Annotated in this window: 23 protein-coding genes; all 23 read right to left on the minus strand. The window is 31.1% G+C overall.

Annotated elements, in window-relative coordinates:
- Positions 1–4: 4 nt before the first annotated feature.
- The 23 genes from ACZZZI_RS08575 to neuB all read right to left on the minus strand — a co-directional run bounded on the left by ACZZZI_RS08575 (position 5) and on the right by neuB (position 22,483).
- The gene (locus ACZZZI_RS08575) at positions 5–781 is read right to left on the minus strand and encodes an AglZ/HisF2 family acetamidino modification protein (RefSeq protein WP_316763060.1); all 777 of its coding nucleotides are present in this window, start codon (positions 779–781) and stop codon (positions 5–7) included.
- A complete protein-coding gene (hisH, locus tag ACZZZI_RS08580) occupies positions 781–1,395 on the minus strand; it encodes an imidazole glycerol phosphate synthase subunit HisH (RefSeq protein ID WP_463489183.1) in 615 nt (204 codons plus the stop codon). The genes ACZZZI_RS08575 and hisH overlap by 1 nt, the downstream gene beginning before the upstream one ends.
- On the minus strand, positions 1,392–2,534 hold the full coding sequence (locus ACZZZI_RS08585; protein WP_316763067.1) for an N-acetyl sugar amidotransferase: 1,143 nt from the start codon (positions 2,532–2,534) through the stop codon (positions 1,392–1,394). The genes hisH and ACZZZI_RS08585 overlap by 4 nt, the downstream gene beginning before the upstream one ends.
- 66 nt (positions 2,535–2,600) lie before the next feature.
- Positions 2,601–3,542, minus strand: a complete 942-nt coding sequence (locus ACZZZI_RS08590) for an NAD-dependent epimerase/dehydratase family protein (RefSeq protein WP_316763070.1) — start codon at positions 3,540–3,542, stop codon at positions 2,601–2,603.
- An 11-nt stretch (positions 3,543–3,553) separates the two neighbouring features.
- Entirely contained in the window at positions 3,554–4,648 is a 1,095-nt protein-coding gene (locus ACZZZI_RS08595) for a glycosyltransferase family 4 protein (RefSeq protein WP_316763073.1), read from the minus strand.
- A gap of 44 nt (positions 4,649–4,692) precedes the next feature.
- On the minus strand, positions 4,693–5,664 hold the full coding sequence (locus tag ACZZZI_RS08600; protein WP_463489184.1) for a hypothetical protein: 972 nt from the start codon (positions 5,662–5,664) through the stop codon (positions 4,693–4,695).
- A 7-nt stretch (positions 5,665–5,671) separates the two neighbouring features.
- Positions 5,672–6,811 carry an NAD-dependent epimerase/dehydratase family protein gene (locus ACZZZI_RS08605; RefSeq protein WP_316763077.1) on the minus strand — a complete coding sequence of 380 codons (1,140 nt, stop codon included), beginning with the start codon at positions 6,809–6,811 and terminating at the stop codon, positions 5,672–5,674.
- 172 nt (positions 6,812–6,983) lie between these two features.
- Positions 6,984–8,414, minus strand: a complete 1,431-nt coding sequence (locus tag ACZZZI_RS08610; protein ID WP_463489185.1) for a hypothetical protein — start codon at positions 8,412–8,414, stop codon at positions 6,984–6,986.
- A 99-nt stretch (positions 8,415–8,513) separates the two neighbouring features.
- The gene (locus tag ACZZZI_RS08615) at positions 8,514–10,058 is read right to left on the minus strand and encodes a lipopolysaccharide biosynthesis protein (protein ID WP_463489186.1); all 1,545 of its coding nucleotides are present in this window, start codon (positions 10,056–10,058) and stop codon (positions 8,514–8,516) included.
- 7 nt (positions 10,059–10,065) lie between these two features.
- Positions 10,066–11,247 (minus strand): hypothetical protein, encoded by a 1,182-nt coding sequence (locus ACZZZI_RS08620; RefSeq protein WP_463489187.1) that lies wholly within the window; start codon positions 11,245–11,247, stop codon positions 10,066–10,068.
- 1 nt (position 11,248) lies between these two features.
- Positions 11,249–11,800: an acyltransferase gene (locus tag ACZZZI_RS08625; RefSeq protein ID WP_463489188.1), complete on the minus strand. Its 552-nt coding sequence runs from the start codon at positions 11,798–11,800 to the stop codon at positions 11,249–11,251.
- A gap of 18 nt (positions 11,801–11,818) precedes the next feature.
- The gene (locus tag ACZZZI_RS08630; RefSeq protein ID WP_463489189.1) at positions 11,819–12,796 is read right to left on the minus strand and encodes a polysaccharide deacetylase family protein; all 978 of its coding nucleotides are present in this window, start codon (positions 12,794–12,796) and stop codon (positions 11,819–11,821) included.
- Between the two features lie 3 nt (positions 12,797–12,799).
- Complete coding sequence (locus ACZZZI_RS08635) at positions 12,800–13,786, minus strand: hypothetical protein (RefSeq protein WP_463489190.1); 987 nt, start codon at positions 13,784–13,786, stop codon at positions 12,800–12,802.
- Positions 13,786–14,514, minus strand: a complete 729-nt coding sequence (locus ACZZZI_RS08640) for an SDR family NAD(P)-dependent oxidoreductase (protein WP_463489191.1) — start codon at positions 14,512–14,514, stop codon at positions 13,786–13,788. The genes ACZZZI_RS08635 and ACZZZI_RS08640 overlap by 1 nt, the downstream gene beginning before the upstream one ends.
- Complete coding sequence (locus tag ACZZZI_RS08645; RefSeq protein ID WP_463489192.1) at positions 14,507–14,926, minus strand: MaoC/PaaZ C-terminal domain-containing protein; 420 nt, start codon at positions 14,924–14,926, stop codon at positions 14,507–14,509. The genes ACZZZI_RS08640 and ACZZZI_RS08645 overlap by 8 nt, the downstream gene beginning before the upstream one ends.
- Positions 14,926–15,171: an acyl carrier protein gene (locus ACZZZI_RS08650; protein WP_463489193.1), complete on the minus strand. Its 246-nt coding sequence runs from the start codon at positions 15,169–15,171 to the stop codon at positions 14,926–14,928. The genes ACZZZI_RS08645 and ACZZZI_RS08650 overlap by 1 nt, the downstream gene beginning before the upstream one ends.
- On the minus strand, positions 15,164–16,942 hold the full coding sequence (locus ACZZZI_RS08655) for an HAD-IIIC family phosphatase (RefSeq protein WP_463489194.1): 1,779 nt from the start codon (positions 16,940–16,942) through the stop codon (positions 15,164–15,166). Before ACZZZI_RS08655 ends, ACZZZI_RS08650 begins: the two co-directional genes overlap by 8 nt.
- Positions 16,943–16,969: 27 nt before the next feature.
- The gene (locus ACZZZI_RS08660) at positions 16,970–17,716 is read right to left on the minus strand and encodes an SDR family oxidoreductase (RefSeq protein WP_463489195.1); all 747 of its coding nucleotides are present in this window, start codon (positions 17,714–17,716) and stop codon (positions 16,970–16,972) included.
- The gene (locus ACZZZI_RS08665) at positions 17,698–18,609 is read right to left on the minus strand and encodes a Gfo/Idh/MocA family protein (protein ID WP_463489196.1); all 912 of its coding nucleotides are present in this window, start codon (positions 18,607–18,609) and stop codon (positions 17,698–17,700) included. The genes ACZZZI_RS08660 and ACZZZI_RS08665 overlap by 19 nt, the downstream gene beginning before the upstream one ends.
- Positions 18,606–19,325 carry an acylneuraminate cytidylyltransferase family protein gene (locus tag ACZZZI_RS08670; protein ID WP_463489197.1) on the minus strand — a complete coding sequence of 240 codons (720 nt, stop codon included), beginning with the start codon at positions 19,323–19,325 and terminating at the stop codon, positions 18,606–18,608. Before ACZZZI_RS08670 ends, ACZZZI_RS08665 begins: the two co-directional genes overlap by 4 nt.
- On the minus strand, positions 19,326–20,372 hold the full coding sequence (locus ACZZZI_RS08675) for a nucleotidyltransferase family protein (protein WP_463489198.1): 1,047 nt from the start codon (positions 20,370–20,372) through the stop codon (positions 19,326–19,328).
- On the minus strand, positions 20,369–21,472 hold the full coding sequence (gene neuC / locus ACZZZI_RS08680; RefSeq protein ID WP_463489199.1) for a UDP-N-acetylglucosamine 2-epimerase: 1,104 nt from the start codon (positions 21,470–21,472) through the stop codon (positions 20,369–20,371). Before neuC ends, ACZZZI_RS08675 begins: the two co-directional genes overlap by 4 nt.
- On the minus strand, positions 21,473–22,483 hold the full coding sequence (gene neuB / locus ACZZZI_RS08685) for an N-acetylneuraminate synthase (protein ID WP_463489200.1): 1,011 nt from the start codon (positions 22,481–22,483) through the stop codon (positions 21,473–21,475).
- Positions 22,484–22,485: the final 2 nt, after the last annotated feature.

Raw genomic sequence — 22,485 nt, forward strand, 5'->3', positions numbered from 1 at the left:
TAAATTAACCTATGTGGTTTTTATGTATGAGTTCGTCTTTTTCACTTCTATTCGGATAGTTAATAAGTACAGCTTTATAAACTCCTTTAAAAACGAAAAGACTTCCAGCACCTACGCCAATTATACCATGCTTATTAATCACTTTTCCAATATCATCTAATGAGCCAGCACCTCCAAGTACGGTCATTGGTAATGATATCTTTTCTCTGACTTTATCAATTAAGTTCATATCGTAACCTTTCATTACTCCGTCCTGATCAATGGAGTTAATAATGATTTCTCCCGCTCCGAGTTTTTCAGCCTCTTCAATAAATTTAAAAGGATTAATGCCACTGCTTTTTTTTCCATTATGAGTATATACCTCATACCCACCAAGCAATTTCTTTTTCACATCTAATACGACGATTACACTTTGACTACCCACCCGATCAGCAATTTCCATTATCAATTCTGGCTTATTTATTACTGCACTACTAAGAGCAATTTTTTCTATACCTAAACCAAATATACGCTGGGCCTGCTCAACAGTTTTAACACCACCTCCATAACATAAAGGCATTCGAGATTGGTTAGCTAATTTTTCAATAAGCGCATAATCTGGCTCTTTATTTAATACCGTAGCGTCAATATCAAAAACGGCTAGCTCATCAACTTCCTTTTCATTAAAAATTTTAACAGCATTTATTGGGTCTCCAACATATTTGGCATTTTTGAAGTTAACCGTTTTAACTAGTCCATTATCATGCACTAAAAGGCTGGGAATAATTCTTGGGCGAAGCATTAAATTTTTGCGAAATTGTGAAGTAAAGTCTCACCATAGTGATGACTTTTTTCAGGGTGAAACTGAATACCGTAAATATTATTATGATTAACTGATGATGTAAAGTTAATTCCATAGTCTGACTGAGCTATGCTATCATTGATATCATTACAGTAAAAATAAAAACTATGTAGGAAATAAAAAAGAGCATTTTTTTCCAAACTTTTGAAGAGTGGATGCCCATCTATAGGATTTACATCATTCCATCCCATGTGTGGTAATTTGGTTACATTTTTTATAGTAGCCTCATCGAATTTTTTCACTTCAGCATCAATCCATTTCAATCCTTCCAAATTACCTTCGTCGCTTCCATTAGCCATCATCTGCATGCCTACACATATCCCGATTACAGGTTTTTTATCCTCAAGGACTAATGCATCTAATTTCTCTCTCATTCCAGAATTATTCAACTGCGTCATTGCATAATCGAATGATCCAACACCTGGAAGAATGAGTTTTTCTGCACCTTCCAAATCTTGTTCTGTTTTGGCAATCTTGGTAGGAATGTTCAATCTCTTATACACATTCTGAAATGCATAGATATTTCCAACACCATAGTCAATTATTGTTATCATCTAAATAATCTTTTTTCCAAGCCTATCTTCATCATTACCTTAGAGCCAGCCTTGATAATATTCATTTTATTTTTATAATCTTTATAGGTTTTATTCTCACCCTCGAAGATTTTTTGCAGCTCATCTCTTGTTAAATCAAGTTTATCTGCAACATAATCAAACTCCTTCTGTAAAAAATCTTCAGAGAGTTCTGGCTTTGATATGCGACCTAAAGCTTCTTCTCTAGTCATTTGGCCAGTTAAAATAAGACTAGAAAAATGAGCTCTTCTTTTTTCAAAGCCAAATTTACGTGGCAACCAATAATCTTCGTAAAACCTCGTGAAACGAGACTCATGATGCTTGTGCTGAAAACTTTCCCAACCATATTTTTCTAATAGAAGTTTTTCTACATCTTCTTTGTTATATGGTACTAGGTTTAAAGGTTTAAAAACTTTCATACCTAATACGTAGCGATAATAAATTTTATAACTTAATATATCTACAAGTGGAAAGGTTTTAAGTGGTCTTTTACCAAATTTAGAATGAATATCCTTTACTAGCCTGGTATCGATACCTGGAAAACCGCCCCACTCTTCAGGTTCACGACAACATTCTGTAGAAAAATTACCTCCAGTTAAAACATATTTAATTTTGTTTTTTTTAGCAAATTTATACAAGCCTGAAAAAAAAGCATAATCCTGAGGCAAATCCTGATCGGCAATTTGAGACTTAAGGAAAGCTACCTGCAAATCTTTCATCTCCTGCCAGTTAATAACATCGGTGAATAAATCTAAGTTTAATCCATTAACTAGTTTCTCAATGTTTCCAACAGCTTTGTCTGTATTCCAGCCTGCATCAACATGAAAAATTAAGGGTCTTAAACCCATAATTTCTTTAGCAACATAAGCTGCATATGAACTATCAAGTCCGCCACTTAAACCAATTATACAATCGAAATCTCTCCCTTTACCATCGGCCTTAATTTTCTCAGCCTCCATCATAAGCTCCTTATAACCTCGCTCATCGGTGTGCCAATTAGGCAATATCGTATCTATGTAGTTTGTATAATAGTCACTTTCTCCTTTTTCATTAAAAATGATACCAGGATCTGAAGTATCCATTATCGTTTTAGTACATATTTGATAATTTCTTTTATTCATTTTATTTTATTTTTATAAAAAAAGTATATTTCATTTCTTAACAATCGAAAAAAACATCTTATTTTATCACGATTTAATATTCATCCATTTCCAAACAGAATCTAAACCTTCTTTAATATCAATTTTTGGCTTCCAGTGGAGATTTGTTTCAATTTTACTTATATCTAAAACATTATAAATACAATCGAAATCTCTTAAAGGTTTAGAGATCGTTTTTATATGTGTATGTGTAATTTCTTTGATTAAATCGATAATTTCTTTAATTGTGTAACCATTTTGGCTTGCCACATTATATTTTTCAACTTTTGAACCTTCATAAATATTATTTACACAACATTCTATTGCTGTTGCAAGATCAAGAACATGAACAAAATCGCGAGTTACCATCCCGTCTCCAAATAACTCTATTGTACTGTTATTTATTACAGCATTAAACGCAAAGCCAATTATACCTTGAGGTTTTACCAAATTTTGGAAGTTTCCATATACATTTGATGGCCTCAGAATATAACTGTCAAAATTAGCTTTATCTGTAATATATTCAACATAGTTTTCTGAAACTATTTTAGACATCCCGTAAGCTGAGATTGGTTTAGCAGGACAAGTCTCAGTAAAAAATGTATTATTTACTGAGTCACCATATATGGTTCCGCCAGATGAAATAAAAATAAAACGTTTCATTTGCATTGCATCCCTAGATAATTCTAGAAATTTAACTAATGGGCTTACATTTAAGTTAAAATCATCCACCAAACTATCCATCTTTAGGCCGGGTAATAAATTATTAACTAGCCAAATTACATTTTCATATTCCTCAAGAGCTTCAATTAATTTAGATGTATGGTTAACATCAATTAAAACTGTTTTAATGTTATCAGATTTGAATCTTTCTTTATCAATTGAACTTCTTCCAATAACAAGAACATTATAGTTTTTTTCAGCAAAAAAATTAGCCAAATTTGTTCCAATAAAACCACTTCCACCAATTAGAGCAATTGACTTTTTCATATTTAAAAATATTATCTAAATGTTTTAAAAACTTCCTTTACTTTTTCCTGATAAATTGAAGTTTTATATTTTTCATTCGCTTCATCTCTATTATTAAATGCTATATTAATTAATTCATCTTTACAACTAACAACTTCTTCAATAGCTTTTTTCAACGAAGGAATCGATTTCTTTTCCACCCCAAAACCATTGGTTCGATCAGAAAAAACGAAAGGAATTCCGCTGTGGTTGCTTGTTATAACTACACATCCAGTGGCATATGCTTCCAAAATACTGATTGGCTGCCCTTCAAAAGGGTAATAAGTTGGCAAACAAAAAACATGGGATGTACAATACAATTTTCTTTTTTCAGCACCATCAATAAACTTACCTAAATAATTTAATCCTTTGTGTGGCGCTATTTTAGTAAGAAATTCCTTTTCACTTTGTAAAGATTCAAAACCACCTACAAAATTGATAAATACTTTTGCTTTGAATCTTGCATCTAGGGCAATGTAGGCACTTGCCAATTCATCGTATCCTTTTCCAGGTATTAAATTGCTCAGGTATAAAATCTGAACAGGATCCGTAGTCTCAAATTTTTTAGTAATTTCCCTATCGCTAACAAATAAAAAATCATCTGCAAAATTGGGGATAATATGCACTTTCTCTTTTGAAATTACTTTACTAAAAGTAATAAAATTGATTTCTCCCTCGACAATGACTCCTCCAATTCTAGAAATAATTTGCCGATTTAAATAACTAAATAACCCTTTTCCTTGCAGTATTTCAGTCATACCTGCGCCACCCAGCATATGAATTATTATTTTTTTTCGACTCGAATAACAAATCAAATAAATTAATAAATCTCTTAAATTTCCAGCGAATGATTCGGCAATAGAAAAGTAGATGAGATCATTATTTTTTCTATTTTTCCAAACATTTTTTGCAGCTTTAAAAATTTCAAAAAATCTTCCTGCCGAATTAAATCCATTTTTTAAACTTTGTTTACTAAGATTAACGATTGCTACATCATCATTCTCCGCAAGACTATCCAAAACCATTTTAGAAGCTTTCGATTGACCATTAACGGGTTGAGGAAGTGGAGCGATAAATAAGACTTTCATTGTAAAAATTACCGTTTTATATTTTTAATATTCTTCTCTACTATTTAACTGAACAGAACTTTTACCCAAGTATCAAATGATAAATCTTCCATATCTTCTAAATTAATGTCACCTGCATAAATGGGCATCTCTATTTTTTCTAAATCTAAAGTCTGTACCCAACTTGGAGAAAAAATGGGATTATCTAAAATGGACAAATTAGTGGTGAATATTTTTTTCCTAGCTCCATAAGTTTCAATAACTCTCATAGATAATCCCGTTTGATTAGCATGATTAAAATCAACAACAATTGCCGAATTTTCCAAAAAATCAAGGTATTGATTTCTAGGTAAAGATTTAAAAGACAATAAATTTTTATCTAAAGGAATACGTTTTAAGTATTTATACTTAATATATGTTTTATAGGGAATATAACAATATGATTTTAATTTAAAGTTATTCTTATCACAAAAATCGGTAAAAGATAGAATAGCTTGGTATCTACTTAAGGTAAAAGCAGATAAACAAAAGAAAGTATATTTTACGGGGGCATCTTCCTTTTTATTAATTTTATCTATATCTTCCGTATAAAACAATTGCAAAAACCGAAGTTTTTCCTGCTCTTTATAGTCTTTATAATCAAACGTGTATACTTTATCAAAATAATCTATTAAATGATAATATGGATCGTTTTTATTAGAATCCCATTGGTACATAATACATTCAATATTTGGATTCTTTGCCTTTATTTTTTTTATAAAAAAGTTTGGAAACTTGTAGCCCCTAATTAATAAAAAATGGGTATAGTCCTTATCTTTTATCAATAACCATAAATAATAATAATAAATTTTTTGATTTAGAACGATTAAGTATGGCCATACCGTATTTAATATTGCGATAAAAAAAGCTCCTCTCATCTCAGGGTGAAAAGTAACATTTGCTCCTAAATCCTGAATCTTTTTTTTAATTAGAGTATGATAATCGTAAAATGCTGGGCCTATAAATAATACTTTTTTACCTTCTAAATTTACATCCATCTATTTACTATTTAAACAATCCTTTTTGCTTCATTTCCGCTATCGAATCTTCATATTTACTTTCCTTAATTTCCTGAGTCAAAACCCATTCTGTAAATTTTCTAATTCCTTTTTCAAAGTTATATTTTGGTGTAAACCCTAACAATGATGTAATTTTAGTAAGATCTGCATAATTGTGACGAATATCGCCCAACCGATAATTACCAGTAATATTTACTTTTGTATCACTATTATAATTTTTTATTAATTCATTTGCAACAGTTATTACATCAGTAGCTTCACCTGTTCCTACATTAAATACTTCTTCATTAGCGTCTTCTTTCTCTAAACCAAGAATTGTGGCTGAAACAACATCTTCTATAAAAACAAAATCTCTCGATTCTTTGCCATCTTCGAAAATGTTGATATCCTTCCCATTTTTAATTAGAGTTGAAAATATTGATAAAATTCCTGTATAAGGATTTGATAAGGATTGCCCGGGGCCGTATACATTTTGATACCTAAAAGCAACTGGAGCAATACCAATAGTAGGACAAACCGTCATAACCATTTGTTCTTGATTTTGCTTTGTAATACCATATACTGATGAAGGATGAATTTTTGATTCCTCATCGGTTGCTACCAATTTCAATGGTTGCTCCAATGTTTTGTATTTAACCTCAAAGTCTTTGGCTTGCATGTAATGGTCAATTCTATGTTTTGGATATACTGCAGCCTTAAGTTCATCTGACCAATACTTACCCTCACCATAAATCGATCTCGAAGATGCAACGATAATTTTCTTTACTGAATGTGGATTATTTGCTAATAAATCTAACATTATAGCTGTACCACCAATGTTTATATTTGTATATTTTTCTATTTCATACATTGATTGTCCAGTACCCGTTTCTGCTGCCAAATGGATTATAGCATGCTGATTTTCTAGTGCTTTTTTCCAATCTTCAACATTAGTAACACAACCTTTAATAAACTTTACTTTATTCTTAATAGTAGAAAACAAAAAAGAGTTTTCTTCAGCATTATCTCCATGAATTTGAACAGATAAATTATCTAAAACAGTAACATTATAACCTTTTTCAATTAATTTAAGAGCCAAATTTGAGCCTATAAAACCTGCCCCACCTGTTATTAATACGTTTTTCATTTATTTATAATTTAAAAAATTATTCCTTTTATTTATTTTTCAGATTTTGCATATTTAACATAAAACCTATCGTCATTTAATCCTCAAAAAATTACATATTTACTTAAAACTATTTTTAAACCTTTGTAGTTCTTTTATTAATGGAGGTTGTAGCAAGCAAACTTTAACTATTTTATATTTTCTTAAACTTAAAAAATCCTTTAAATATTTTATATGTAAAGAATATTGCAACAACATCTAATAAGATCCAATCTAAACCGAAGCTATTCAATGTAGAATAAAAAACGAACAAAATTATAGCCCTTTTTAGATAAAATAAATAAATATTTTCTGGTTCCACTACTAAATAAGCCTTTTTAAACAGAAAACCAACTAAGAATATTGGAATTAATGAAAACCACTTTCCAAATAATGCATAAAACTCTCCATATAATGTAAATTCATCCGATTGATATACTTCACTTACTCCTGCTAGATTCGGCTTACCCCTATCATTATAAACAAATACTGTTGAATTTGAAACTCTCGGCGTATCAAAAACAGTAAATCCAGGTGTCAAAATGTTATCGACTATACTCTTAAAATAAAACCAAGGATTAAATATCCCCGAATATTTATCGCTGTTTACTACAGTCTCGGCACAAAAATCTAAAAATCCGATTCGATCAAAAACCCCCATTAAAACTAAATCAGAACCTTCATCGGCAGCGGAAGTTAGATCAAATTCTTTTAAAACTTCAAATGTCTCACTACCAATAGATTCCCGGTTTTCTAAGTTGGTACGCAGAAAGGTTGACACTGCAAAGATGATAATCATTACTGGAAGTATGACAGAAAACAAAATTAAAATCTTTGTTTTGACTTTAACACAATCCTTAATGGCTAATAATGCAAAAAGAACATAATTTATCAACGTCAGTAATGCGGATCTACTTCCTGTAAGTGTTTGTGTTAACACCAAAAAAACAACGCCAAAAAGAACTATATTTTTTACTTTTTTACTCACAGTATTATTAAAAAGGAATAAAAAAACAATTGCCATAAAAATCATTGTCCCTAAATTCACGAACAAACTCTGTATCATAGCTATTAAATTCTTTAAAGCCTCAAATCCCAAAACATTACAAAACGTTATGAAGTAGCCAATTAAAACAAATATTATAACCAAATGAGTTTTTATAGGAATAACATCTCGGACTTTGTCAACTATAGATGGTCTAATACTATTAATTGTCAAGCCCAAATAGAAAACTAAATTGGCCATCAATATAAAAACCAATGCATAATTTAAATCTGGCGCTCTAAATAGGTATCGTTCAAAAACGTTTGAAAATGAATAATTTAATAGTGTTACAATTCTTAATAAAAAATAAAAAATCATTTGCAAACAGAGTAAGACAACAAAAGGGTCTCTCTTTTTCCTTTCAAAAAACAAAAAAACTCCAATTTGAAAGGACAATACAGTCCCTAATAAAACAGTGTGGAAATTAACGTAAAGCGCTTCTCCATTTTTGAAATAGGAGTACCACAACAAAATCAAAATACCCAAATTGGATACCTTTAAAATTTTGTTTAGGTCTATTACTCTTATATTTTTAATCATGTATGAACTTGTATGCTGCGTAATTATAAAAGTCAACATAGTTAACTTAAAACAAAAAGAATTTTAAAATCGTAAAATCATATTTGTATTTTCATAATCTTACCTAGTAAATAACGTTTTACCTTTGATACGAAAAACGTGAGATAAAATTGGATTTATAATATTTCTATATTCTAGAGAACAAATGTAATATATAACAAACGCGATGCTAATTACCAAGCCGTTGTAGATAAAATAAATCAGTAAATTTATTTTATCTTTTTCTGTAGGGAGATGCGATTTTGTGAAAAATGTAACGATTATAATAAATAAAATTGATAATAAAGCTGGAGACAGCAACTTCCATAAAAAAGGCCAAAATTTTATTTTTAAAAGCCTTACAATTATATTTAGATAAACAATTGCGACGGCATAGAAAGCTACCGCTTTAAAGTCAGCAAAAGCTTGTAAACCAATAAACTTAAAGGTTATAAATACCCCTACCCAGTATATTATTGGTAGCAATGCATTAGTAACGTAAAGAAGTTTTGCACGTTCATAAGCCATAATAAGAATTCCAGTAGGTGAAGATAAAAAGCTGAACAAAAAACTTAAAACCAATACTTGTGCAATAGGAACTGAATCGGCATATTTATCACCAACCCAGGTAAATATAAAGTATTTTATAGTTATAGAAATTGTTAGCACAGAAAAAACGGTTAATGGTAACCCCAGCACCAAAACTTTATTAAAGAAAGCATGTAAACCATCATAGTCTTTTACCCCTATAAAATGATTGAACTTTGCAATGAAAGGACTAAAAACGATTCCAAAAACCGATCTAAAGTACTCCATCAAGGTAAAGCCTATTGCAAAAATTGCAAGAAAATTTGCTCCTAGTAACCTTGAAATCACGAAAGGGTCTAGTTCATAAAATAAAACCCAACTAACAGTAAGAAATATTGAAACAAAGGCCAATTTTTTTGTCTTTTCATATATTCCTTTTGAAAATCGAAAAGACCCAAACAACAGTTTGATGCTATAGCCAAATTGAATCCTAGCAACATAAAAACCCAATGCTACAGCAGATAAGGTGCATACTTGCGAAAACATGAAGTATGCCACAATTGGATAATTCTCATTTGTAAAAAATATGAGAGCAAAAATAATTTTTATAGCATTAGCTACTATGAATATTCTTTGAAAAAGATAATCTTTTAATCGTACAGCAAAAATGATCTGCACCATCCTTTGCATTACAAAAACAGGACAAAAGAAAGCTAATATCAAGAGAAGATTACTAGCAATTGACCTTTCATCATCACTTCCGAGATTTTTAACTAGTAATTCAGGTTGAAAGGAGAGGAGCATTATACCGAAAGCATATAATAATACGAACACAAAAAAAATGAATCCAGTAAATCCAATAATTTTAATTTCCTGTTTTAAGTCTTTCTTTGCATAACACTCAGAGGCAAATTTCAATCCTGCTCCAAGAAATCCAAAATCTGCATAGGACAAAAACATGTAGGCTGCTACTATAAGCATATAAATACCGTATATGTTTTGATTGGAAGATAGATAAGGTGTTACTATAAAAATAGAGGCAAAATTAAATAGTAAAGAAATGAATTGCCATAAGTAGATTTTTAAAAATTGTTTCATTTCTTTATTAGATAGATTTATCTTCTGACTTCAAAAAATTCACAAAAATATCTTTTGAAAATTGATTTTCACTCTCTAGAGAAGTTAAGTATTTATACTTGAAATCAGAGTATTTCTCTGAATTTATTTCATTTGTCAGCGGGATTTCATATTCTTTATCTATTGAAATTAGACTTGCATCACAAGCATTCACAATAGCTTTGGCGACTAAGGTAAAATGGGGTAAGACATCATTCAGATAATCACTATCTAATAAGATCAACCTTTTTTCATAGCAAATGGGAAAACAAATTGCTGTGCTTGCGTGAGTCAAAACCAAAGACGCTTCTTTTACTAAATCATTTGATTTATTAAAAAAAATATCCCTATTATTATATGGATTAATTTTCTTGTATAGTTCAGCTTTTGGATGAGCTGCAATAATAACTTTTTGTCCTGTTTCTTCTTCCAATTTATCGAAGAAATCATTCATCTCCTGAAAGTATTTTTTAGGTTCTACAGTTTCTATATTTAAAAATCTAGCATCTGGGTGATATGGTAAATATTGATCTAAAAAGAGAATATAATTATTTCTATCTCTATAACATTTTTTTCTGTTTGGCAAAAATTCATCATAGTCAACGGTATTCAATTCCACAATTTTGGCTTGTTGAAAATCAATCTCACTTCCCATACCAAGTCGCCAATGCCCAAATTTCCCTGCCTTAAAAATGTAATCATACGGCTTTATATAACCAATTTTTTTTAATAGAATTGTTGTTCTATTAGCACAAAAAAGCATAATTCTTTCGAACGAAACAATTTTTAAAATTCTTATTAATTTAGATTTCACATCTGATATATCACTTGGGAAATCACCCCTTCCAAAGACTCCTAAATTCAGATTAAACTTTGTAAATAACCTATGTAATTTAAAAACTCTAGATTCAAAAGTCATTATAGAGATATATAGTACCTCATTGTTGGGCTGCTCTTTCAAATAACGTTCTAAATGCTTATACGATGTAACCTTTGTTGTTCCTGCGAATTCGAAAGCCTCTTTTGTCACTCTTTCAGGATAAAACAGCTCTGTTATGTCTAAATATTCTACCTGAATATTATTTTGTATTAATTCCTGAAAGTAAAAGTCTGAATAAATAGCCTTAGTTAAAGGTAAATATCGGACATAAACGACCTTACTAAATTTCATGTTAACCTATATTTTTAATGACTCTCGCAGGGTTGCCAGCGACTACTACTCTAGGGGGGACAGATTTCGTCACCACAGCCCCAGCTCCCACAACTGCATTTTCTCCTATTATTACTCCAGGTAGTATAATTACATTAGCACCAATCCAGCACCCTTTTTTTAAAATAACTTGCTTTGGTGGATAATGGCCTTGGTTTATTATCGGGATATTTACCTTATCAAAACGATGGTTGTTAATATAAATGTTAACACCACTCCCTAACATCACATCATCCTCAATTATTATAGTTACAGCTAATTCTGGTGATTCACCAAATAACATGCAACCTGGCCTAATTACAACACGCTGCCCGATTTCAATTTGAGAACATCCCACAGCGTAAGCACCTGGCCTAAAAACGGCAGTATCTGGAAATTGTTTAAATTTCCTTTTACATAATTTTAGCATTGATTTTGGATAAAATAATTTCCAGTGTGTGAAAGGTATATCTGGTCCTATTCTGTCTGCTTTTAAGTTGCTTTTAATTTTATTGATTATGTCTGTGACTAGCATATTTATTGATTATTCCATCTACAACGTCTTTTCATACCATTCATTTGTACTGCTGTTCTTTTCTTTAGGTAAATCGTTTGTATCTAAACGTGGTAAAATAAATCTATTGTTAATTTTTGGTAGAGCTACATCAACTTGTGTAGTTAAAGCAAGTTTGCATCCTTTTTTATTTAACATTTTTACAGCCTGATCATCAAAAGATCCGTAAGGATAACAGGCAGTCCAATTGCTCATGTCAACACCAAGTTCGGCTAAAAAGCTAATTGATTTATCAATTTCATTCTCCAAATCCGATTCATTCAAATTATTCCACCAATAATGATTATAGCCATGACTTCCAATATGCATGCCCGATTTCTGCATATGAATAAGCTGCTCTTTATTCATGTATAATTCTTTTGCAAAAATATTTTCTTGGATGTTTACATATTTAACAAAAAGTTCATCTACAATTTTTAATCTTAATTCTTCAACAAGTTCAACCTGTAATAAGCGTTTTATAAAAATGACATCTTTACTATCGTACCTGTTGGCAATACCAAGTTTTTTATAATAATAGCTAAAAGATTCAAGCGCATAGTTTTTTTCATATTTTAAAATCAAATTCTCTAAATCATTAACAATTAACGACTTATTCAAACATGAAGCCAAAATAAAGTGAATCTTATTTACATCTAACACTGCATGCTCAGTTATTGCCTTAACAGGAATATAAAAGCTACCCTGAACTCCAAAATTACTTAAGACTGGAAATACATTCGTGTAATGATCAATATAACCGTCATCAAAAGTTAGTAATGCAGATTTAGTTGGCAAAGCGCTTCCTTTATCAATATGATGAATAACCTCTTCGGTGGTGATGACATTATAGTGCTTACACAAATATTCAACCTGATTGAAAAATGCCTCTACATCAAGGCCTTTTATTTCAGGATATCGGGTATTAACAAGATCCCGAACATAATGATACATAACAATAGTTAAATTTGATTTCATATGTCAATTTGGACGGTCTTGATCTCCATCTGCTTTAAAAAGCTTTAGGTTATTTAAATCCTTAGTATTTGTAAAAAAATTAATTTTTATATTTTTCCTGGTAAAAGGCGAAAAATAATTAGGGATTATTATTTCTTCAATATCTTGATCAACTTCATCAAAGGCAGAACTCGTTAAGCTAAATGGGGCTAAACCAAAGCAATAAAAATCGGCATATTCCAAATTATTTTCTTGTAAATATTTATATAGATATATTGAGATATGTTTAAGCTCTGATTCATCCCCTATGAAATCAACAATCCGTAATACTCTACTCTGTTCTGCCTCTTGCAATCGCGTAATGATTAAAGAAGAAATGTGTCCGTTCTTAATTATACCAAAGATTTTATATTGATAAATGGGATGTTCAAAATATCTTTTTATAAAATATTCGGAACCTTTGTATAACACATTTGAAGTATGCTTTGAGAAATCAAATTCAAAATTACGCTCTAAATTAACCAGTTCAAAACCTTCAGAATCATGAAATGATTTGGGCTCAAGCGACTTAGAAATCTGAGCTATCTTAAAGTTTTTAAAACTCTGATTTATTAGAACGTAGTGTTTTAAACGATCGGTATACAGCCCCAAAAACTTATAAATCCCTACCGTCTTCTCATTTATTCCGACACTGCTTACTGTTCTGAATTTATTACAATTCAATAAAAATTCGAGCAAATTAATTCCTAGTATTGGATTGGCAGCGGTTTTAGTAACTTTCCACATTACGGTGCAAATATCTGCTTCGGTACCACATGACGATGGAATAAATCCTAATATCCCATTTATATTATTATCATCTACTGAAATAACGAAATTTATTTTATCTTTATATTGATGCTCATACTTAAAAAACTCCTCATCTCGGGCAAGGATATGATCGTTTTTCCATTCATTATGAATAAAATTCATAATTTTCTTAATATCATCTATTTTTGCAAATCTTATCATTAAAAAATACTTCCTCCTGTTATTGGTATATTCACACCATTTATATAATCTGATTCTGGAGAAAGTAAAAGATGCATTGCAGGGATTATATCTCCTATGTTTGCATTTCTTTTTAAAGGATGACTTGCTGCAGCTATCTCCACAAATTTTTCATTAATTTCCGAAAGAAACTTTGTTTCTACCATTGATGGCGAAATTGCATTTATTGTTATTCCTTTATCTGAATATTCACTAGCCAAAGATTTCATCAGCCCCAATAATGCATATTTTATAGTTGTATACGAGACCAGTGCTTTAGGTGGAACGTTTAAAGTTACGCTAGATAACATGATTAGCACTTTACCTCTTTTTTCGATCGCTAGCTTCGGCAGAAACATATTTAAAATTAAAACAATCGATTTTAAACTAATTTCTATTTCCTTCTGAAATTTTGACCACTCCACATTCTTGAATCGAATGTTTTCGAACTTAGAGGCCGCCAAATGAACAATCTTATTTGGAGTACCATATTTTTCTACGATGTATTTAAGCATGTCTTCAACTTCCTTTTCAGAAGAAAGATCTGCCTGTATCGTATTCATCTTATTTTTTAGTTCTTTAGATAATTCATTTAAAGAATGATTAGAAGTATTATAATGCGCTATAATTAAGCAGTCTTCCTTTATACTTCTAATAAATTCTACACCAATATCTGAAGATGCTCCAGTTATGAAAATAATATTATTCATCTATTAACCCTACTTTTATTATAGCCTTTGAAATTTTAACACCTTTCTGATTTACGATAGATGCTTTAAGTTCAACTTGTTTATAAGCCTCATTTATATAAGAAACAACTCCCGAAACTTTTAATAAATCGTTAATATAAACTGGTTTTAAAAACTTAACATCTATACTATGCAAAATTGCAAACTTTCCAGGGAGATAAACACCAACCAACGTAGAGTAAAAGGAAGATGTGAGAAGTCCGTAAACAACATTCCCTTCGAAACCTCGAACTTTAGCATATTCTGGATCTATGTGTAACGGATTATGATCTCCAGTAATTTCTAAAAATTTCTTATGTTTTTCTGGGTCTAGCAGAACTTCGAATGATTGTTCTAAACCAATAGAAATGTCAGAAAGCCTAAATTCGTTCATTACAATTTTACCTTTTCAATAATTAAGTCAACCATAGCGCCAACGTCTTTAAGGCCCGACAGTTCACTGAAATTAAATTTTATTTTAAACTCTTTTTCTATTGCAACTACAAGATTAATATGGTTTAAAGAGTCCCAATCTTCAATGTCGCTAGAGTTTGTAGAAGCTTTTACTAGCAAATTCTGGTCATCAAAAATATCTCTAAAAATTTCCTGTACCTTTTCGAAAGCTTGATCTTTATTCATTTTTTATTTGAATTATATTATTTTTCTTATCGTAATTTTTTAATTCTAGTTTCCAAATTGTATCCTCTCCGTGTTGTTCAACTATGGTGAAACCAAGAGTTTCATAAAATTTAGCAACCATGTTATTTTTAGGCGTTTTGTAATAATATCCTATAATAGTTGAAATATTTTGATTTATACATTGCTCCACTAATGCATCTAACATAGCGTGTTCCATATTTCTTTTGAGAACTCGACAACTCATAAGCCAAAGATCTATATGGCAAATATTTGTTTTAATTTTACCGATCAATATCGAAATTAGTCCGTTATCGCCAAATTTATCTGCCAATTTACCGTAAAGTTTAATATATTCTTCGCTCGAAGATATGGATTCTATCTCTCCAATTGTGTGGCGTTTTGTAGTTAAATTAAACTGATTTGTTTTATTAATTAGTTGAGTAATTCTATCAAGATACAATGATTCAAATGCTTTTACTTCAGCAACCATTTCTAATGACTTCAAAAAGTCGTCATAATTTTCAAATAAGGATTGCTGCTCGACTCTTGTGCTATTGTCTTTATAAAATTTATTCCTATTAATATCGTCATTAGATAAGGAAACTGTTTCAAAAAAAACATTCTTTTCTATATGATCAACAAAATTATAAACATCATTGCCCACATCAGGAACACTAACCGAAGGTAGCTGAGCAGAAACAATTTCCCGTTCTACAGAGTTATCATCTATAAAAACTAAACTATCTAAACCAATATTAATTGAAGTTGCAATGGCACTAATATTTTCAGATTTTGGATTCCAGTTTGCTTTAAATGATGTAAAATCTTCAAACTTCAGAATACTATCTGGATGTGTAAAGCCCTCTTTTGCCAATTCATGTTCATTTTTAGACGAAACGGCCAAAATTACGCCTCTATCTTTCAACTCTTTAACATAATTTTGAAAATACATAAATGATTCTCCCTGAGCGGTTTCGCTACCTAAGCAAATTCCGTCAATCCCATCATCGCCAATCACGCCCCCCCAGCAAGTATTATCCAAATCCAAAACAAGGCATTTTTTTGAATTACCATTTATTGCATTAATTATACTGGCAATTTGTTGAGCATACATTGGAATGGAATCAAAATTTATCGCATACTTTGCCGAATGCCATAAGTTTCTATCAAACCAGTTTTTCAGGCCTAGAGCTGCAGAGAGATAATTAATGTCATTTAAATATAGATTCTTGATCTCTTGTGCACACTTTGAAAATTCAAGATTAAGTTTACTAATAAATAAAGTTTTCCCATGAATATCGTAACAGTCTAAATTACCTAAGCTCCTGTTTATTGGTAGATCGAAATTATTTTGAATGATTGCACAATCGTAATGTAGCAGTGATTTCCAAATAGACTTAAATTTATCTACTTCATTTAGTAATAAACGATTTATATCCTCTTCGTTGTCCGTAATTTTCGGGTATTGTGTAATGTTAACTTCAGAAGTATGAATCAATATTACATCTGGTTTAAATGCTTTTAATTCCTCATTATTGAATACGGCATCTTCATAAAATTTGTTATACTCAGATTGATAAAAACTTGGCAGAAATCCATCCTTCAATAAAAAGAGTTCTAAAATATTTTTTATTTCTTCAGTTGTACTTCCTCCAAGTATCGCAATATTTATATCCCTTGATGGATTTGAAAGTAACAATTCTCGCTTAATTGCCTTTTTTTTTCTTAAAATGATATCAGTATCAAAAGGATATGTTAAACTAGTAAGCATCTTTTTTAAATTAATTTTGTATTTAAATTATATAGCGGTCCAGCCACCATCAACCATTAAATTATGGCCTGTAATAAATGAGGATTCATCAGATAGAAGAAATGTTACCGCTGGTGCAATTTCTTCTGGTTTTCCCATTCTTTTTAAAGGAGATTTATTCTCATATTTTTCTATAAAAGAGGGGTGTTGAGCATCTTTTATTCCTCCAGGTGAGATACAATTTATTCTAATATTATCCTTCCCGAAATAAGAAGCAAGGTATCTGCTAAAATTAATTACACCTCCTTTAATTGCAGAATATGCTGCAGGAGAGGTTCCACCGTAACCTTCATAAATTGTAAAATCATTTCCAACTACTCCATAAATCGAGGCTATGTTAACAATTGAGCCCGATCCATTTGCTTTCATATATTTTAAAACTTTCTGGCAAATTAAGAATACAGAATTTAACTGCATATCTACATTTTGTTGCCATGATGAATAACTAACATCTTCAAATCGAAGGCCCCAATCTTTAGTTCTAGGATAAGCATTGTTTACAAGTCCATCAATACGTCCATACCTTTCAATTACCGCTTCAATCAGTTCATCAACACTATCTTCATTGGTAACATCGCATTTATAGTTACCCACAGACCAATCAGTATCTATGTTTATTTCAGCATTAATAACTTTTGCTCCGTTATGCTTTAAATGTTCGAGTATTGGAATTCCAATTAACCCACTGCCACCAGTAACTATAACTATATTTCCACCTAACCTGTCGCCATGCATAATTTTAATATTTTAAATGCTTCATCAGCTGTATTAAATTTAACCTTTCCAGTTAACACTTCTTCCATAAAAAATTTCAGTTGATCTTTATAAGTATCCTGGATGTTTTTTAACGATTCAAATATAACCAAACCATTATAGATAACTTTGTTTTCAAGTAGATTAACATTTATTGAACCATCATCCATTAAAATCTCTAAACTTCTTTTAGCATCTCTACGGTAATAGTTCAACACAATATTTACGCAGAAAGGCGGATATTCTAATAAATAATTAGCGTAATCGATAGCAGAAATTGCCAATGAAGAATTGTTAGTTTTGGTAACGTGTGAGCAATCAGGCGGGCCGAAAAGCCAATAAATATAATCCATTTCGTGAATTAAATCTATATGTACTCCACCTCCCATATCTCTATTTGCGCTATATATTGTACGAAAATCTCTCCCTGGTCTCCAATCTGGTAAGTAAGAACCGCAATAACTATTTACTTCATTAATACGCTTATCTTTTATGTAATCTTTAACGAAAGCGATACACCCTAAAAACCTTAAATTACATGCTACGTACGTGGTGATATTACTTCTTTTGATATCATCTAACAAGCTTTCAGCATCCAGATTGTCAAAAATCGGTTTTTCTATAAAAAAAGGGATTTGGTATTCTATTAATGATTGTATGGTTTCTTTGTGATGATTTGTTGGATTGGAGACGATTATAAAATCAATTGCGATCGATTTTAGGTCGATGATATTAAATATATTAAATATACCTTCTTCTATTGTGGCGTCAAAAGATGATCGCAATGCATAAATTTCAATCTCAGAAGAAATTTCATTCAATGCTTTTATGTGCTTCTTGGCAATAGAGCCTAAACCAACAATTAATACCTTCATATCAAGTCATCAATCTTTTTGCTGACGATAAGATACTCCAAAAAATCAAAATCAATTGGATGATCTAAGTCAAAACAAATATGTGGCATTTCATAAATGATCGATTTTGAAGTAATCGGCGATTGTAAATCCATATCAAAAAATGCTCTCCTGTACCAATAAAATGAAGCATTTAAATCGAACACAGCAGGAGCACTTTGTCTGCTTAAAACCGATCCGTCTGGATTAGTTTTAATCAATCCATAGTAATGATTCTCTTTTTTCTCAACCATATTAAAATATGGATTTCTGGCTGCTGGGTTTACTGAAAATAAAGTTAAAGCATCGGCTGATTCAAAAGTTAAATATGCCTTATTTAAATCTTCTAAAGTTCTTAATGGGGAGGTCAAATCTAAATCAAGAACGTAATCATATTTTATCTTATTTTGCTGCTCTTCGTAAAACACTAAATCACGAATAGTTTCTATTTTCCCAGCAGAATCAGTAGCTAAATAGGTGGGTCTACTGTAAGAAGTTTTAAGGCCAAGCGATTCAGCTACCTTTTTTATCATCTCATCATCAGTAGATAGCCCTATACTTGCGTTGTGTTGTTTTGCAAAAGCATTCGCAACATTTAAAGTATAAGCGATTAAAGGTTTACCACCAATCTGTTTAATGTTTTTTCCTGGTATACCTTTAGAACCGCCCCGAGCGCAAAGTGTTATTAATATATTCATTTAAAATTTTATATTATGAATGTCTATATGAGCTTTTTCAAAATCTTCATGTTTTCCAACATCTAACCAGTATCCAGAAAATGGAAATGAAATAACTTTTAAATCGTTTTTGATAAGTTCCTCCATCAAATCTGTTGCATTGAAAAAAGTATCTTCTGGGATATACTTTAACATTTCTCTTTTTATTAGATAAATACCTCCATTTGAGTAATAGGTATAGGTTGGTTTTTCTCTAAAACTTTTTACCTTGCCATCACTAGTTTCCAAAACTGCATACGGAATGTTTACTTGATATGGAATAGTTAATACAGCTAAATCTGCGTCTAGATTAATAAATTCCAAAAAAAACTGCTCGTAATCTATGTTTGTTAACAAATCAGAATTTGTTACCAGAATATAATCGTGTTCAAAATTTTTAATTTTAGAAACGGCTCCAATAGTTCCTAATGCTTCCTTTTCCCAAACATATTCGATCTTAATGTTCTTTTCTTTTCCTTCTCCAAAATGATTCTCGATCTGTTCTCCCAAATATTTTACTGAAACCCAAAAATCATCGATTCCAAACAAAGCTAATCGATCTAAATTATGCTCCATGATTGCCTTACCTCCTACCTTTAAAAGTGGTTTTGGAATAGAGTCCGTTAAAGGCTGTAAACGCTGGCCTCTTCCTCCAGCCATAATTACTGCATCGATAGGTAAATAAGATCTAATTTTCCTGAAATTTATGACATTAACCACTCTTTGATTTTCATCAACCACTGGAACTATTTTAAAGTCTCCATCGCGGTACTCAATAATTTTTTCTAGACTATTCTGCCCTTTAATTATATACCTAGGATTATTTTGAATGATTTCATCAACCTTGCTTTCTATAGTGTAACCCTTAAGTAAACCTCTCCTTACGTCTCCGTCAGTTAATGCTCCTATTAATTTATCCTCTAAATCTACTACAAACAAGATAGCATCCTGCGACAATTCATTAAACTGAATTAAGGCTTCTTTTATTTTACATCCCGAAAGGATTAAATGATCCTTGTATATTCTCATAAACACATCTTTATTGTTTCAATTATTTTGCCTGCGGCATTTTCCTTAAAATAAATGTTTTCACCAAGGAATTCACTTTTATATATTGCTTCATTTACAGTAGCATAAATTGCATTCTTTTCAAATTCGCAATTTAAAACGTTATTACTTTGAGCTCTCCCTTTTTGTCTGTCTCCAACATTTACAACATACTTGCTAAATGAGGCCGCTTCTAAAATTCCGCTCGAAGTATTTCCTAACAAAATTTTCGAATAATGCATTGCTGAGAAGTAGTTCAATTTCCCGAAATTTTCGATTAACAAAATTCTCTCTGAATTTTCCTTTTTCAGCTTTTCTATTACTTCTCTATAAACAGATCCTTGTGTATCAGCATTTGGCATTGTTACAACAACAAATATTTTTTCCGAAATTAAAGCCAAGGCTTCCTTCATCTCATTAGCATAATGAATATTACTTTTTAATGCCATTGTTTCTGGATGAAAAGTAACCAACACGAAATCATCTTCAGGAATTGAAAATTTATTATAAAACTCTTGTCTTTCGATGGGTATAAATTCTTTAATATCGGTTAAACTCAAAGAACCAATAGTAAAGACATTTTCAAATGAATCAATTAGATTATTAACTTTTGTTGTAAAAATATCTGTCGCTGTAAAATGAAAATATGATGCCAAAGTAATTTGATGTCTATATATATTATCTATAGCACCTAACGTTGTTTCCCCTCCATGAATATGAGCAAACTTAACACCAAAAGGAATACCTGCCTGTACTGCGGCACTCATTTCGAAACGATCGCCCAAACAGAACACTAAGTCATATTTATGGTTTTCCCAAAACTCTGCAAACTTTAAAACAGTTAAACCATATGAGGAAGCAATAGATTGCTCGTCATCATTTGAAATTAATGACGAAATAGTATGGATACATTGATATCCGTCTCTTTCTATATCTACCAGCGTATATCCATGATTTTTAGAGAGATGCGTTCCAAAAGCAATTATTTCTAATTTAAAAAAATTATCTTTCTTTATCTGCTCTAATAGTGGAAAATATATTCCATAATCGGCTCTCGAACTTGTTAAGACACCTATTTTCATTTAGTTGATATCTTCAATCGTTAATTTTTGACCAGCTGACAAATCCACTGCAGCTATTTTCCCGATAATATCTCTCATTCTCATTGGAGAAATGCCGTCACCTGGTCTTAACATTTCTAAATCTGATTCTAAAATAATTTCTCCAGCCTTTTTTTCGTTGGCCAAATGAATACTTTTTCTTGCGATCGCGATATTTTTCAACTCTGAAGAGCTTGGTTCCTTAACTTCAGAACCTAAAGCCGCTTCTACATTTCGGATAGCACTTACCATGGCTTGGAGCTCATTTGGCTCTAAAGAGGCTGCGTGGTCCGGACCCGGTAATGTGCGATCTAGTGTGAAATGTTTTTCAATTACTTTTGCACCCAAAGCTACTGCCGCAATTGGCACATCTATGCCTAGAGTATGATCTGAGTAACCTATTTCAACATTAAATTCTTTAGCAATAGCCAGCATCGCAAATAAATTAACATCTTGATAAGGTGTAGGATATTCTGTATTACAATGCAATACTGTTATTTTCGAAGTAGATTTTTCTCTTAGAACTTGGATTGCTTCGCCTATTTCTTGCATGGTACTCATGCCAGTTGATAAAATGATTTCTTCTGCCAACAATGCCACCCTTTCTAAGTAAGGTAAATTTGTTAATTCTCCAGAAGGAATTTTAAATAATGTTAACCCGAGTTCTTTTAAAAAGGTGAGACTATCCAGATCGAATGCAGTTGAAAAGAACTTTATTTCCTTAGATTTACAATAATCGATCAATTCATAATGATCGGCTATCGATAATTCTAGCTTTTGTAACATCTGCAATTGGCTTTCAGTTGAATTGCCAGTATTATGGCTCTGATAATCCGCTTTTACTGCCGCTTTACTAACCAGCTTATTAGCTTTAAAAGTCTGGAATTTAACATAATCTACTCCAGCTGTAACAGCGGCATCGATTAATCTTTTCGCAGCTTCTATGTCTCCATTGTGATTTACTCCTGCTTCTGCAATAATTAATGTCTTCATCC

The organism is Pedobacter sp. AC190 (assembly GCF_979258025.1).

Coding starts and splice junctions, on each gene's coding strand:
- ACZZZI_RS08610 (WP_463489185.1), bottom strand. CDS start 8,414: ATGATTAAAAATATAAGAGTAATAGACCTAAACAAAATTTTAAAGGTA.
- ACZZZI_RS08650 (WP_463489193.1), bottom strand. CDS start 15,171: ATGAATAAAGATCAAGCTTTCGAAAAGGTACAGGAAATTTTTAGAGAT.
- ACZZZI_RS08620 (WP_463489187.1), bottom strand. CDS start 11,247: ATGAAATTTAGTAAGGTCGTTTATGTCCGATATTTACCTTTAACTAAG.
- ACZZZI_RS08635 (WP_463489190.1), bottom strand. CDS start 13,786: ATGATAAGATTTGCAAAAATAGATGATATTAAGAAAATTATGAATTTT.
- ACZZZI_RS08585 (WP_316763067.1), bottom strand. CDS start 2,534: ATGAATAAAAGAAATTATCAAATATGTACTAAAACGATAATGGATACT.
- ACZZZI_RS08630 (WP_463489189.1), bottom strand. CDS start 12,796: ATGAAATCAAATTTAACTATTGTTATGTATCATTATGTTCGGGATCTT.
- ACZZZI_RS08670 (WP_463489197.1), bottom strand. CDS start 19,325: ATGAATATATTAATAACACTTTGCGCTCGGGGCGGTTCTAAAGGTATA.
- ACZZZI_RS08615 (WP_463489186.1), bottom strand. CDS start 10,058: ATGAAACAATTTTTAAAAATCTACTTATGGCAATTCATTTCTTTACTA.
- ACZZZI_RS08645 (WP_463489192.1), bottom strand. CDS start 14,926: ATGAACGAATTTAGGCTTTCTGACATTTCTATTGGTTTAGAACAATCA.
- ACZZZI_RS08575 (WP_316763060.1), bottom strand. CDS start 781: ATGCTTCGCCCAAGAATTATTCCCAGCCTTTTAGTGCATGATAATGGA.
- hisH (WP_463489183.1), bottom strand. CDS start 1,395: ATGATAACAATAATTGACTATGGTGTTGGAAATATCTATGCATTTCAG.
- ACZZZI_RS08590 (WP_316763070.1), bottom strand. CDS start 3,542: ATGAAAAAGTCAATTGCTCTAATTGGTGGAAGTGGTTTTATTGGAACA.
- ACZZZI_RS08600 (WP_463489184.1), bottom strand. CDS start 5,664: ATGGATGTAAATTTAGAAGGTAAAAAAGTATTATTTATAGGCCCAGCA.
- ACZZZI_RS08625 (WP_463489188.1), bottom strand. CDS start 11,800: ATGCTAGTCACAGACATAATCAATAAAATTAAAAGCAACTTAAAAGCA.
- ACZZZI_RS08675 (WP_463489198.1), bottom strand. CDS start 20,372: ATGAGAATATACAAGGATCATTTAATCCTTTCGGGATGTAAAATAAAA.
- neuC (WP_463489199.1), bottom strand. CDS start 21,472: ATGAAAATAGGTGTCTTAACAAGTTCGAGAGCCGATTATGGAATATAT.
- ACZZZI_RS08665 (WP_463489196.1), bottom strand. CDS start 18,609: ATGAAGGTATTAATTGTTGGTTTAGGCTCTATTGCCAAGAAGCACATA.
- ACZZZI_RS08595 (WP_316763073.1), bottom strand. CDS start 4,648: ATGAAAGTCTTATTTATCGCTCCACTTCCTCAACCCGTTAATGGTCAA.
- ACZZZI_RS08655 (WP_463489194.1), bottom strand. CDS start 16,942: ATGCTTACTAGTTTAACATATCCTTTTGATACTGATATCATTTTAAGA.
- ACZZZI_RS08660 (WP_463489195.1), bottom strand. CDS start 17,716: ATGCATGGCGACAGGTTAGGTGGAAATATAGTTATAGTTACTGGTGGC.
- ACZZZI_RS08640 (WP_463489191.1), bottom strand. CDS start 14,514: ATGAATAATATTATTTTCATAACTGGAGCATCTTCAGATATTGGTGTA.
- neuB (WP_463489200.1), bottom strand. CDS start 22,483: ATGAAGACATTAATTATTGCAGAAGCAGGAGTAAATCACAATGGAGAC.
- ACZZZI_RS08605 (WP_316763077.1), bottom strand. CDS start 6,811: ATGAAAAACGTATTAATAACAGGTGGGGCAGGTTTTATAGGCTCAAAT.